Here is a 12,897-nt window from a genome sequence, read left to right on the forward strand (position 1 = left end):
CTAACAAAAAGAAAGCGAACAGAAACGTAAAATTACGACGAGTCTGGAACCAGTTCGCGTTAGCAAGATATTCATTCCTATCAAACTACATGCGCAACTACTGCATCTTGTTGAAGAATCAGTATAATGACCGCACTGGTAACCCTTACCTTTCATAAATAAGGTCTTTATGTTTGAAAACATCATAATTTTATTAGTTAGCTTAATCGCATTGATGTGGAGCGCTGACAAATTTGTTTTTGGCGCAGCTGCCTTCGCACGCAACTTAGGCCTCTCTCCGCTTATTATCGGACTCACCATTGTTGCAATGGGTTCCTCAGCACCTGAAATGATGGTTGCCGCGACAGCTTCGATGGCAGACAAAGCAGATACAGCTATCGGAAATGTAATTGGCTCAAATATCACCAACATCACATTGGTTTTAGGTTTGACTGCGCTATTAAAGCCGATGATGGTTTCATCTTTGACCGTTCGCCGTGAACTCCCCATTATTTTAGGCACCTCACTTGTCGCCGTTTATTTTATTTATGATTTACAGTTTACGCGCTTGGAAGGTATTTTACTGGCGATTTTGTTTGTTATCACCATAGGCTACCTAACCTACTCGTCTTTGCACAAAGTAAATCCGAACGAAGCTGACTTATATGAAAATGAAGTGACCGACGATGTACCTGAAGGTATAGCCACCGGCAAAGCAATACTGTGGCTAGTGATTGGCATGGCATTACTGCTCGCCAGCTCACATTATTTAGTTGATTCTGCCGTTTATATTGCCAAATACTTCGGGATTAGTGATTTGGTAATAGGCTTAACCATTATCGCAATTGGTACCTCATTACCGGAATTAGCCGCATCTGTCGCCGGTGTCATCAAGGGAGAGGACGATTTGGCGCTGGGCAATATTGTCGGCTCGAATATCTTTAACGCCCTTGCGGTATTATGTTTACCGGCCATTATTGCGCCGGGTGCGATAGATCCAGCTGCGGTAACACGAGACTCAGTAATTATGATAGGCGTCACGCTATTGCTGATATTAATGGCGGTTGGGATTAACAAAGGGCCAAGAAATATTAACCGGGTAGAGGGTGGAATATTGTTAGCCTGCTTTATCGCGTATCAATACTTATTGTTTGGCATGGCGCAAGCATGATGACTGATCAAAATCTAAAACAAGCTTTTTTAAATAGTGCCTATAAAGTGATGCAAATTGAGCATGAAACGATCGCTCAACTCATGGCATCTTTAGATGCGAATTTTGCAGACGTGTGTACTGCGCTGCTTAATTGCAAAGGTAAAGTGGTGGTTATGGGGATTGGCAAATCCGGTCATATTGGCCGTAAAATTGCCGCCACACTGGCAAGTACCGGTTCCCCCGCCTTCTTTGTTCACCCGGCAGAAGCGAGCCATGGTGATTTAGGCATGATAGGCAAACAAGACGTGGTATTGGCACTTTCTAATTCGGGTGAAAGCGCAGAAATCACAACCATATTACCGGTGATAAAACGCATTGGCGCAAAATTAATTTCACTGACAGCCAACCCTCAATCTAGTTTGGCTGAATTATCGGATATTCACTTATTAGTAAAATCCACACAGGAAGCTTGCCCATTAGGATTGGCCCCAACAGCCAGTACAACCGCGGCACTCGTCATGGGAGATGCGATAGCGATTGCCTTGTTAGAAGCTCGCCAGTTTTCAGCAGAAGATTTTGCCTTTTCACATCCGATGGGCAGTTTAGGTCGCAAATTATTATTACGTGTAAAAGATTTAATGCACCAAGGTGACCAACTACCATTAGTAAAAGCCAATGTCACGATCGCGGATGCCTTATTGGTTGTCTCGCAGAAAAGTATGGGATTTGTCGCAATAGTCGACACCGATGGCAAACTTTGCGGTATATTTACCGATGGTGATTTACGTCGAACCTTAGACAAGAGAATAGATATACATCAAACTTTAATAGCCGATGTCATGACCAAACACTCAGTTACCGTCGCGCCTGACATGTTGGCGGCAGAAGCTCTGAAGTGGATGGAAGAGAAAAAAATTAATGGCTTTGTTGTCGTCGACAACAGCAATCGCCCCATTGGGGCAATCAACCTACACGATTTATTGCAGGCAAAGGTACTATAATGGTTTTTAACAGTATATATGGCCCAATCGCACAACCTTTGGCTGAGCACCTCAAACAAATTAAGTTGTTTATATGTGATGTTGATGGTGTTTTTTCAGATGGCAGAATATATTTAGGGAACGATGGCGAAGAGCTCAAAGCTTTTCACACTCGAGATGGTTTTGGCATCAAGGCCATTATTAACGCAGGTATCCAAGTTGCGATTATTACAGGTAGAAAATCCAAGATCGTAGAAAGTCGCATGCAGTCGTTAGGTATTCAGCATATTTATCAGGGTCAGGAAGATAAATCAAAAGCCTATCAAGATTTAAAGAAAAAACTTGGCTTGTCAGACCATCAAGTTGCTTATATTGGGGATGATATTCCAGACTTAGAGGTCATGAGACAAGTCGGGCTGCCGATAGCGGTTGCCGATGCGCATCCTATCATTAGCCAAATAAGCCATTATAAAACGCAAATAAGAGGTGGTTTTGGCGCTGTCCGTGAAACTTGTGATTTGCTGCTTGAGACAAGAGGAATACTGCACCAAGCACAAGGAATGAGTGTATGAAACGCTTGTTATTATCGGTTTTGGTGATTATTACAATCAGTCAGTATTTTTGGCGTGAATGGAGCCAGCAACCAGAAGTTGTTACCGAGTATGACCCTGTAGCGCAAGCAGACTATACAATTGAAGCGCTTAGTCGTCGCCAATTTGACGAGAATGGTCATTTGCATACGCAATTAGACGCTGAGCAACTCGAACACTACCAAGATTTACAATTTACCTATTTTCAGCAACCAAAATATATCTTATATTCAAGTGCACAACAGCAACATTGGCTTATTCAGGCAAATGAGAGTGTCATTTACGACAACCGGAATTTAGAGTTAGAAGGTGATGTTCAGGTTATTGCCAGCCATCCGGACGAATGGTTTAACACTTTGTATGTTGAACAACTAAATATGGATTTACAAGCACAAACGATTAGTACAAGCTCTGCAGTCAATGCTGTCGCTGACAAACTAAAATTTTCCGGTCAAGGTTTGCGCGGCAATTTACAAACTCAGGAATTTGAACTCATTAACCATGTACGGGCAGAATACCTTGTTAAAAATTAAACTTATCAAAGTGGTTTTAGTTAGTTGTTTGGCACTGACCAGTATTGCCATAAATGCACTGGAAACTGACTTTAATAAAAATATTATCATCGATGCAAAAAAACAAAAATTAGATATTAAAACCAACACCTTAACTTTTTCTGGCGATGTGGACGTCAGTCAAGGTTCACTGCGTATGAAAGCAGATCGCCTAGAAGTCATAAAAGCAAAAGACAATAGCGATTCACAAGATATCCTCATCGCCACAGGCAAGCCAGCCACTTATAAACAGCAGTTAGAAAATGGAGAAGTACTCACAGCTAGTGCTAAAAACATTGAGTATAAAGTAAGTGATCGCATACTAACGCTATCGGGAAACGCAAAAATTTCCCAACAAGGCAGCGAGGTAAGCGGCGATAAAATAGAATATAACCTAGTTGAGCAAAAATTAATTGCTTCCAGTGCCGGACAAAAAGGTCAGAAAGTAAGAACTGTGTTAACCCCCAAAAGCGACGAAGAAGAAGAACAATAAATGGCAAAACTGATTGCGACCAATTTAGCTAAAGCTTATAAAAAGCGACAAGTTGTTAAAAACGTCTCTTTGCAAGTAGAATCCGGCAGCATTGTTGGCCTGTTAGGGCCTAACGGTGCGGGGAAAACAACCACGTTTTACATGATTGTAGGCTTAGTTGAAAACGACAGTGGCAAGATCCAACTGGATAATCAGGATATGACTTACTTTCCGATGCATGAAAGAGCACGTGCCGGCGTTGGCTATTTACCACAAGAATCGTCTATCTTTAGAAAACTAACTGTCACGCAAAACCTATATTCTATTTTAGAAATGCGTAAAGAGCTGAGTAAACAGCAAAAGCTTGAAAAAATGGAAGAGCTTTTAGAAGAGTTTCATATAACACACATCCGAGATAGTCAGGGGATGTCTTTGTCTGGTGGTGAACGGCGGCGTGTTGAAATTGCCCGAGCTTTGGCGGCAGATCCAAAATTTATTTTACTGGATGAGCCTTTTGCAGGTGTTGATCCTATATCCGTCATTGATATTAAACGAATCATCACCCATCTTAAAGAAAGAGGGTTAGGGGTATTGATTACCGATCACAATGTACGGGAAACTTTGGATGTCTGCGAAAAAGCGTATATAGTAAGTCAAGGACAATTGATCGCCTCTGGCAGCCCTGAAGATGTCTTAAACAATAAGCAAGTACGAAACGTGTACTTAGGCGAACAATTTAAACTATAACGAATCTGTCGATTAATGAAGCAATCAATTCAGTTAAAATTTGGACAACATCTGACAATGACGCCACAGTTGCAGCAGGCTATACGCCTATTGCAACTATCGTCATTAGATTTACAACAAGAAATTCAAGAAGCTTTGGACAGTAACCCACTGTTGGAGGCAGAAGAAAATAAAGAAGACTTTGAATCTTTAGATGCCCTCAACGAGCAAAGTAAAAAACAAGAAAAATCGAATTCTGACACGAGCTCGGATAATAGTGATGACGCAGATAATGTCCCAGATAGCCGAGAAGAATTAACGCGAGAAGATATTCCAGATGATTTACCAACCGACAGCACTTGGGATGATCACTTCTCACAAGGCTCTGGAAGTGGTTCGGGCAGTGTTGCGCCAGAAGACGACATGGTTTATCAGGGTGAAACCATTGACTCAATTCGCGATCACCTCATTTGGCAAATGGATTTAACCCCTTTTAGCCCGCTCGACAGAGCCATCGCCACTGCTATCATTGATGCGATAGATGATTCCGGATATTTAACCGTCAGCGTTGAAGAAATATTAGAAAGTCTTGGCTCTGAAGAAGAAGTGGAAGCAGATGAAGTGGAAGCGGTTATCAAACGTATTCAAATGTTTGATCCGATTGGTGTGGGATCGCGAGATACCAAAGAGTGTTTATTGGTTCAGTTGAATCAATTTTCTGACGATACTCCGTGGCTTGAAGAAACCAAAAAAATCATCAAAAATTATATCGATTTATTAGGCAACAGAGACTACCGCACTTTAGCAAGGAAGACTAAACTCAAAGAAAGCGAATTAAAAGAAGTGATGAAGCTGATCCACAGCCTAAACCCAAGGCCGGGAAATACAGTTGTTGCGGAAGAAGCTCAGTACATAGTGCCGGATGTTGCGGTAAAAAAAGTAAAAAATGAATGGATTGTCGAGCTAAATCCAGAAAGTATGCCTAAACTTAGAGTAAACGCTGAATATGCGGCTTTAAGTAAAACAGCAAAAAATACTTCTGACACGCAATTTATACGATCACATATGCAAGAAGCAAAATGGTTTATAAAAAGTCTTGAAAGTCGTAATGAAACTCTGTTAAAAGTAGCAAGGTGTATCGTTAAACAACAACAAGGTTTTTTTGAACTCGGTGACGAAGCCATGAAACCTATGGTTTTAAATGATGTCGCTGAAGAAGTTGAAATGCATGAGTCAACCATTTCAAGGGTTACGACACAAAAATACATGCATACTCCACGTGGAATATTTGAGTTGAAGTACTTTTTCTCAAGCCACGTGAGCACAGAAAATGGTGGAGAATGTTCTTCTACTGCTATTCGTGCACTGATAAAAAAATTGATTTCTGCTGAAAACCCAGCAAAGCCGTTAAGTGATAGTAAGATAGCAGAATTGCTCGCCGACCAAGGTATTATGGTAGCTAGACGCACCATAGCAAAATACCGAGAGTCACTGTCAATTCCGCCGTCTAATCAACGTAAAAGCCTTCTTTAAAGAAGGTTCAACTTAAAAGGAAAAAGCCTATGCAAATCAATTTAACTGGTCGTCATGTTGAAATTACCGATCCTTTAAAAGAGTACGTTGACACCAAGTTTGCCAAGCTTGAGCGTCATTTTGATCACATCAACAATGTGTATGTTATTCTGAATGTCGAAAAGCTCAGTCAAATAGCAGAAGCAACTTTACACTTAAATGGTGGCGAAGTGTTTGCAAACGCAGAACATACAGATATGTATGCTGCGATAGATTCACTTATCGATAAATTAGACCGTCAGGTCATCAAACATAAAGAAAAAATGAAACGCCATTAATGGATATTCAATCTTTTCTAACACCAGGCTGCACTGAATGTGCAGTCTCGGTTACCAGCAAAAAACGCTTAATCGAGCATATCAGCCAGATTGCAGCGAAAAACAGCAGTGAATTGACAGAGCAAGATATCTTAGATGCTTTGATGAATCGCGAAAGAGTGGGCAGTACAGGTATCGGTAATGGTATTGCGCTACCGCACGGCAGATTGAATAAAGCCACTCAAGCGATTGCTGTGTTAATCACCACTGAAACCCCAATAGACTTTGATGCAATAGACAATCAACCCGTCAATGTCTTCTTCGCGTTATTGGTTCCGGAAGGACAATGCAACGAGCACTTGAAGTCGCTAGCCGCTGTTGCACAAAAATTATCTGATAAAAGTATTTTAAAACGCATCCGAACAGCGCAAAATAACCAAGAACTTTACCTAGCCATTACGGAATAATTGTTATGCAACAGTTTGTTATCTTGTCTGGACGTTCGGGTTCAGGTAAATCGACCGCGCTAGACCAACTGGAAGATGCGGGTTTTTATTGTGTAGATAATATCCCAATTCAACTATTACCCTTTTTACCCGAAGCCCTGAAAGGTAAATACAACCGAATTGCACTCAATTTAGATATTCGTAATATAGCAGACTGGCAACAGGACCTTAGCAATATTATCGCACAACTAAAAAGTGTCGCAGATGTTGTTGTAGTTTACATGGATTCCAGCAACCAGACCCTGCTAAAACGCTATTCAGAAACTCGACGTGTGCATCCGTTGTCGTTAATGCAGGCCGGGTTAAGCTTAGAAGAAGCGATACAAGAAGAAGGTGAATTATTACGCCCTATTCGAGAAATCAGTGACCTGTTTATTGATTCGAGTGAATTAAGCATTCACGATTTAAATAAAATCATCACCAACAAAGTATTAAACAAAAAAGCAGGCCATTTAAAATTAGTCTTCCAGTCGTTTGGTTTCAAATTTGGCATGCCAACTGATGCAGACTATGTTTTTGACGCGCGCTTTTTACCAAATCCACATTGGGATGAGAGTCTCAGAGCAATGACGGGGTTAGATAAGCCTGTTCAGGAATTTTTAAAACAGCATGATGAAGTACAGGCGTTTATCGAAAAAATCCAAGACTGTATTGAATCCTGGTTACCTATGTTAGAGCAAAATAACCGTAGTTACGTCACCGTCGCGATTGGCTGTACTGGCGGCAAACATAGGTCGGTTTATGTAACTGAAACTCTGGGTTGGTATTTCGCTAAAAAACATTCTGATGTTGCAATTGTGCACCGTGAACAAAATAAGTTTGATTCTTAATGCAAATTAAAAAAAAGTTACTGATAACCAATAAATTAGGGTTACACGCCAGAGCCGCAACACAATTAGTTCAGGTATCACAAGCATACAAAAGTAATATTAATTTAATCTGCGCAGGTAAGTCGGCAAATGCCAATAGCGTTATGGCTTTATTAATGCTAGCGGGCGCGACAGGTACAGAGATTGAAGTAGAATGCACCGGACCTGATGCAGAATTGGCTTTGCAAGCAATTGAAGCCCTGATCAATGCTAAATTTAATGAAACTGAATAACCCATTGAATGAGCTCTCGTTGAAAATTGTAATACGCCCTCAATAATATGCTCGACAGGCCCTAAATTTCCGAAATAGATACAGTAAAAACAAGCATTTATTTTGTATTTATAAATAGTTTAGTTAAACTAACTGAGAAATATTTTCGTTCCACTGCTAATGGAGCATTGCAGTCAAAATGCCAGAAGCCTACGAGCAAACATTATCTAATCAAACATTACACGAATTAACCGCGTCGTTAAATCGAGGCATGTTTGTGCACGTGCGTAATGCTCTGCATAACATGCCTGCATGTGATGTTGCTTTTATACTCGAGTCTTCTCCGGTCAAAACCCGTTTTGCATTTTGGCAATTAATCGACTCCGAATTTCACGGCGAAATCTTAGAAGAACTCAGTGAAGATGTAAGAAGCAGTATCGTTCGGCAGATGATGCCTGAGGCGGTTGCCGAAGCAACGGAAGGCATGGATACGGATGACTTAGCAGAAATTCTTAGAAGCCTGCCTGAGCATTTATATCAAGAAGTTTTAAGCTCACTCGACGCGCAAGACAGACACAGAGCCGAAGCGGCACTGGCCTATGAAGAGTATAGTGCCGGCTCTGTAATGAATACAGACACAGTTACGATTCGACCGGACGTCACGGTTGAAGTGGTCTTGCGTTATTTACGTATGCGCACTAATTTGCCCAAAAATACAGATAGTTTATACGTAGTCGATAAAGACGATGTGTTAATCGGTGATGTCAGTTTAATTAAGCTTGTCGCATCACAACCTGAAGTTGAAATTGGCCAGCTCATGGACACTGATGTTGTTGCAATCCCAGCGACCATGTCAGAGAGTGAAGCGGCTCAAATGTTTGAGCGACATAATTGGATTTCAGCGCCAGTTGTAAACGAGCAAAACCACCTGCTAGGGCGCATAACCATTGATGACATGGTCGACATTATTCGTGAGGATGCCGAGCACTCGATGATGAGTATGGTGGGTTTAGATGACGAAGAAGACACCTTTGCCCCTGTTGTACAAAGTACCCAAAAGCGCTCTATTTGGTTAGGTGTTAACCTGATCACGGCCTTGCTTGCGGCAACCGTTTCTAATTTCTTTGAAGATGTACTAAGTCAACTGGCAGTATTAGCCATCTTAAACACCATAGTCCCCAGTATGGGTGGTGTTGCAGGCAACCAAACCTTAACCTTGGTTATACGAGCGATTGCTTTAGGACAAGTATTACCGAGCAACACCCGTAGTCTATTGATTAAAGAGCTCACCATCGGTTTATTAAATGGTTTAATCTGGGCTCTGTTGATTGCCGGTATTGTTGGGATCTGGAAACAGGATTTAACACTGGCTGCGATTATTGCATTTGCAATGCTGATGAATATGGTTGCCGCGGGTATTTCAGGTGTGACGATCCCGCTGATTTTGAAAAAATTCAACATTGACCCAGCACTTGCAGGTAGCGTGATACTAACCACGGTTACAGATATTGTCGGTATCTTTGCGTTTTTAGGCAGCGCTTCCTTATTTTTAATGTAAGCGATTTTTGATGTGAAAGCGTCTTAAGTATTGAAAGTCACAAGCTGTTTAAACGACTCAGGCCAACAACTTGCGCAAGCTGATTTGCCACCCAATGCAGTTTAAACTTCAATTTACCCTGCGTAATGGACACTGAAGTATTGTGAGCAATGTACGCAAAATAACATTGCTGAGTTTTACAGTAAAACAAAGCGAGTTGTTGCGCATCATCAATACTACAAACACGCATATTCGATTGCTGGTTTTTAAGTTGCTGACTAAATGCGTCTAATGGGATTATCTTGCACTGCAAACTAATAATCTGACTTTCATCTGCAAACCAACCCACTTTTAGTGCTTCGAAGTTTATCCAAGCTTCTAATAAAGTTGCCGCTTTTTCGGCATTCAAATCGCCAGCAACCTGTATGGATTTAGCACAAATACCAATTGGAAAATCTTGCATACGATACCCTAAAATTTTTATTCCCTGCTTCAAGCATTGAAGCTCAGTATAACAATATCACCAAGATAAACACCTTCTAACGCACGAAAACAGCTACTGTAAATTCAGGAACGCTAAAACTGTCTGCTTTGGCTGCCGCTAGCTTCACCACTTCATCCTTGCCTTGACGCAAAATTGGATGCAATTGAAAGCGATCGGCCTGTTGATAAGGAAAACTCAGCGCTTTGCTAGCGTGATTAAATATCACTATGATTTCTTGATAATTATCGCTGACTTTTTGCCCAAACTGATCAGATAAACGCATCACAATAAGCCCGGGCGTTTGCTTTGCGCCGGTATTCAAAAAGCTGAGTTTTTGTTTAATTTGTTCAGCAGTGCGCAAACGGAATAATTTACTCTCCATCCGGATCGCCAAGTAAGCTTTAAACATGGCGTCAGCTAACTCTATTTCTTGCTTGCCAACGACATCGCGTCCTTGGTTTTCGGTCAGTAACTTTCGGATAACGGACCAGTTTTCTCTATCTTTTACGGCAGGCGGGAGGCCAACATTATAATTGTTACTTTGTTTACTAAAATCAACTTTATTAAACCAGTCCCCATAATCATAACTATCCCGCAAAAAAGATTTAGAGCGCAGTAATTCAGATCCCATATGAATAAATGGGATCCCCTGTGCCATTAATGGGTAGGCCAAAGCCAAAACTTGCATGCGCACTCGGTTATGACGACTGACGTGATACGGGATGCGATATTGATTATTATCCCATAAGGTTTGATTATCATGCTTTGAAACATAGTTAATGGTATCTGCTGGATCGTTTGCGTAGCCTGTTGCTTCCCCCCCATAATCAACGTCCTTGCCGGTCACTAGCATATCGAATCTATCAATCAAACTATAATCTGCCAAATTACCCGCCAAACCAATTCGCGCTTGATCTAACGACAAAAGAAATTCTGCTTGCTGTTTATCTATCGGTTGTAGTTCGTTGGGTAACACATATAATCCATTGGCCAGCCCCTGACCTTTGCGTATGCCTTGTGCACTATCAAAAGGCGCGCCTCCACGAACTGCATCGCGCAACCTATCTGTAAAGGTCCCTATTTCGCTGCCACTTAATGCAACTTGTGAAGCTTGCACAAAGCGAGCATGGTCAGCGACTTCACCAAAGTTCCATCCTTCTCCGTAAAAATAAGTATCCGGATCGACTTGGCGCACAGCACTACGCGCGGCCAATAATAATGATTTGGGTTGATGAGCCATTAAATCAAAGCGGAATCCATCAATTTTATATTGGCGACTCCAGACCAACAAAGAATCAATCATTAACTTGCCCATCATCACACGTTCACTGGCTGTGTTAGCGCAGCAGGTTGACTGTTCAATTTGCCCACTTATTGTATTCAATCTGTGGTAGTAATTGGGGACAATTTTATCTAATACGGAATACGACTCTAAACCAGCTTGGTAAGTATGGTTATATACCACATCCATAATCACTCGAAAGCCATGTTGATGTAAGCTTTGCACCATTTCTCTAAATTCCACAATACGTGTAAAACCGTCTGATTCAGTTGCGTAGCTTCCTTCCGGTACACTGTAGTGAAATGGATCATAGCCCCAGTTATATGGGTCGTTCGGACGTAACAATTCAATAATCGCCTGCCCTTCCTCGGCCATAACATTTAAACCCGCTAAGATCTGTTGTAGTGACTGATCCTCTATATTTTTTTGTAAACACAAATAGTGCTCTGGCTGAATACCACATAACTTAAATATTTTATCGTGTGGATAAACCACCTGCGTCGGATCTTCATTTACAGTTCCAATATCAAACACGGGCAACAATTGGATGGTATTTAAGCCTGCAGCTTTCAAAGCCAATAAGTGCTGCATTGCGTCAGATTGTGTTGCAGAAAATGCTTTATATTTGCCTTGATAAGCGAATTCAGGAAGGTTTCTATCATGGGCACTGAAATCCCTTACATGAGTTTCATATATTACCTGATCTTCCGGCGCTGAAACCATAGGCACAGAATGAGAATCCCAACCTGTGGGTTTAAGCTTCGCATCATCCAAATCAACAATCTGCGTTAACTGACCATTTTGCGAAACACTGAGAGAATAGGGATCACTGACGTGCACAGTTACAATATTCTGCACCTTTGGATGATATAAAGTCAGTTGATATTGATAAAAATAATGTATAAATGAATCAGGCAATTGAGCATGCCAAACACCGCTAGAATCATCTAATCTCATTTGCACGTTTAACTTATCTAACGCCTGCTTATTTTTATCAAATAATAACAGTTGTACCTGTTTAGCCGTTGGCGCCCACAATTTAATATTAACTTGATCTTTTTCATAGCTCGCACCGAAGTCCGTCACTTCATTCGCATCATCGGCTTTTCGGGTAAACAGATGATCTAAAACAAAACCGGTTTGCACATCATTTACAGTTAATAGATTCTGCGCTTGGTCATACTGCGCAACAACAATTCTATCTTTTATCCAATGTCGCGCTTCAGTTTCAGAAATATTCACTTTATATAAAGCAAAACCGCGCAGATGAGGATAAGGTTTAAAATTAAAGTCAGCTTGCCCAGTATCTTTAATCAGTGGAATTGCAGAGGCTTGGTGTTGGTGAATATAGTCAAGCAGCTCTGTTTTGTAATCTGATACTGACAATAACAATAAATCTTTAGCATCAGGATGGGTTTGCACAACAATAGACTGCGTTGTTAACCAATGCGCGGCATAATTAAAACTGACACCCGGCACTTGCGTTTGATTAACTTTTTGCTGCTGCTTAGAATTTTCGCAGGCTGACAACAAGAGAGACAATGTGAGAAAGCTCAACGCGCGCAATATACTATTCATGACACACCTCGAAAAATGTATGTTTAGAATATGGCTGATTAGCTGCAATAACGCAATTGCATACGTATGGAGAGTTGAATAAAAAAAACCGCAGCCCAGCTGCGGTTTTTTATTTTTACTTCGTTAAACTGTTTTAATGATAACTTTTA

The 12,897-nt window shown here is 41.1% G+C and carries 14 protein-coding genes; 12 read left to right on the top strand and 2 right to left on the bottom strand.

Annotated features, from left to right (window positions below; all coding sequences use genetic code 11):
* Positions 1-169 precede the first annotated feature (169 nt).
* The 12 genes from FNT16_RS05435 to mgtE all read left to right on the top strand — a co-directional run bounded on the left by FNT16_RS05435 (position 170) and on the right by mgtE (position 9,425).
* Positions 170-1,150 carry a calcium/sodium antiporter gene (locus FNT16_RS05435; RefSeq protein ID WP_143870581.1) on the top strand — a complete coding sequence of 327 codons (981 nt, stop codon included), beginning with the start codon at positions 170-172 and terminating at the stop codon, positions 1,148-1,150.
* A complete protein-coding gene (locus FNT16_RS05440) occupies positions 1,147-2,133 on the top strand; it encodes a KpsF/GutQ family sugar-phosphate isomerase (protein WP_221935064.1) in 987 nt (328 codons plus the stop codon). Before FNT16_RS05435 ends, FNT16_RS05440 begins: the two co-directional genes overlap by 4 nt.
* Positions 2,133-2,684 (top strand): 3-deoxy-manno-octulosonate-8-phosphatase KdsC, encoded by a 552-nt coding sequence (gene kdsC / locus FNT16_RS05445; RefSeq protein WP_143870582.1) that lies wholly within the window; start codon positions 2,133-2,135, stop codon positions 2,682-2,684. Before FNT16_RS05440 ends, kdsC begins: the two co-directional genes overlap by 1 nt.
* Positions 2,681-3,235, top strand: a complete 555-nt coding sequence (gene lptC, locus FNT16_RS05450; RefSeq protein WP_143870583.1) for an LPS export ABC transporter periplasmic protein LptC — start codon at positions 2,681-2,683, stop codon at positions 3,233-3,235. The genes kdsC and lptC overlap by 4 nt, the downstream gene beginning before the upstream one ends.
* Complete coding sequence (gene lptA / locus FNT16_RS05455) at positions 3,189-3,746, top strand: lipopolysaccharide transport periplasmic protein LptA (protein ID WP_246072378.1); 558 nt, start codon at positions 3,189-3,191, stop codon at positions 3,744-3,746. The genes lptC and lptA overlap by 47 nt, the downstream gene beginning before the upstream one ends.
* The gene (gene lptB / locus FNT16_RS05460) at positions 3,747-4,472 is read left to right on the top strand and encodes an LPS export ABC transporter ATP-binding protein (RefSeq protein WP_143870584.1); all 726 of its coding nucleotides are present in this window, start codon (positions 3,747-3,749) and stop codon (positions 4,470-4,472) included.
* Between the two features lie 15 nt (positions 4,473-4,487).
* The gene (locus tag FNT16_RS05465; protein WP_143870585.1) at positions 4,488-5,984 is read left to right on the top strand and encodes an RNA polymerase factor sigma-54; all 1,497 of its coding nucleotides are present in this window, start codon (positions 4,488-4,490) and stop codon (positions 5,982-5,984) included.
* Between the two features lie 29 nt (positions 5,985-6,013).
* On the top strand, positions 6,014-6,301 hold the full coding sequence (gene hpf, locus FNT16_RS05470; RefSeq protein ID WP_143870586.1) for a ribosome hibernation promoting factor: 288 nt from the start codon (positions 6,014-6,016) through the stop codon (positions 6,299-6,301).
* On the top strand, positions 6,301-6,747 hold the full coding sequence (gene ptsN / locus FNT16_RS05475) for a PTS IIA-like nitrogen regulatory protein PtsN (protein WP_143870587.1): 447 nt from the start codon (positions 6,301-6,303) through the stop codon (positions 6,745-6,747). The genes hpf and ptsN overlap by 1 nt, the downstream gene beginning before the upstream one ends.
* 5 nt (positions 6,748-6,752) lie before the next feature.
* Positions 6,753-7,616: an RNase adapter RapZ gene (rapZ, locus tag FNT16_RS05480; protein WP_143870588.1), complete on the top strand. Its 864-nt coding sequence runs from the start codon at positions 6,753-6,755 to the stop codon at positions 7,614-7,616.
* Entirely contained in the window at positions 7,616-7,888 is a 273-nt protein-coding gene (locus FNT16_RS05485; RefSeq protein WP_143870589.1) for an HPr family phosphocarrier protein, read from the top strand. The genes rapZ and FNT16_RS05485 overlap by 1 nt, the downstream gene beginning before the upstream one ends.
* 178 nt (positions 7,889-8,066) lie before the next feature.
* A complete protein-coding gene (gene mgtE / locus FNT16_RS05490) occupies positions 8,067-9,425 on the top strand; it encodes a magnesium transporter (RefSeq protein ID WP_143870590.1) in 1,359 nt (452 codons plus the stop codon).
* A gap of 37 nt (positions 9,426-9,462) precedes the next feature.
* Here the strand turns inward: mgtE and FNT16_RS05495 are convergent, their stop codons facing one another.
* Both FNT16_RS05495 and pulA read right to left on the bottom strand, forming a co-directional pair.
* Positions 9,463-9,867 (bottom strand): hypothetical protein, encoded by a 405-nt coding sequence (locus FNT16_RS05495; RefSeq protein WP_143870591.1) that lies wholly within the window; start codon positions 9,865-9,867, stop codon positions 9,463-9,465.
* A 76-nt stretch (positions 9,868-9,943) separates the two neighbouring features.
* A complete protein-coding gene (gene pulA, locus FNT16_RS05500; protein WP_143870592.1) occupies positions 9,944-12,748 on the bottom strand; it encodes a pullulanase-type alpha-1,6-glucosidase in 2,805 nt (934 codons plus the stop codon).
* Positions 12,749-12,897: the final 149 nt, after the last annotated feature.

It is taken from the genome of Catenovulum sediminis (assembly GCF_007289895.1).
Taxonomy (GTDB): Bacteria; Pseudomonadota; Gammaproteobacteria; order Enterobacterales; family Alteromonadaceae; genus Catenovulum; species Catenovulum sediminis.

Coding starts and splice junctions, on each gene's coding strand:
- FNT16_RS05435 (WP_143870581.1), top strand. CDS start 170: ATGTTTGAAAACATCATAATTTTATTAGTTAGCTTAATCGCATTGATG.
- FNT16_RS05440 (WP_221935064.1), top strand. CDS start 1,147: ATGATGACTGATCAAAATCTAAAACAAGCTTTTTTAAATAGTGCCTAT.
- kdsC (WP_143870582.1), top strand. CDS start 2,133: ATGGTTTTTAACAGTATATATGGCCCAATCGCACAACCTTTGGCTGAG.
- lptC (WP_143870583.1), top strand. CDS start 2,681: ATGAAACGCTTGTTATTATCGGTTTTGGTGATTATTACAATCAGTCAG.
- lptB (WP_143870584.1), top strand. CDS start 3,747: ATGGCAAAACTGATTGCGACCAATTTAGCTAAAGCTTATAAAAAGCGA.
- FNT16_RS05465 (WP_143870585.1), top strand. CDS start 4,488: ATGAAGCAATCAATTCAGTTAAAATTTGGACAACATCTGACAATGACG.
- hpf (WP_143870586.1), top strand. CDS start 6,014: ATGCAAATCAATTTAACTGGTCGTCATGTTGAAATTACCGATCCTTTA.
- ptsN (WP_143870587.1), top strand. CDS start 6,301: ATGGATATTCAATCTTTTCTAACACCAGGCTGCACTGAATGTGCAGTC.
- rapZ (WP_143870588.1), top strand. CDS start 6,753: ATGCAACAGTTTGTTATCTTGTCTGGACGTTCGGGTTCAGGTAAATCG.
- FNT16_RS05485 (WP_143870589.1), top strand. CDS start 7,616: ATGCAAATTAAAAAAAAGTTACTGATAACCAATAAATTAGGGTTACAC.
- mgtE (WP_143870590.1), top strand. CDS start 8,067: ATGCCAGAAGCCTACGAGCAAACATTATCTAATCAAACATTACACGAA.
- FNT16_RS05495 (WP_143870591.1), bottom strand. CDS start 9,867: ATGCAAGATTTTCCAATTGGTATTTGTGCTAAATCCATACAGGTTGCT.
- pulA (WP_143870592.1), bottom strand. CDS start 12,748: ATGAATAGTATATTGCGCGCGTTGAGCTTTCTCACATTGTCTCTCTTG.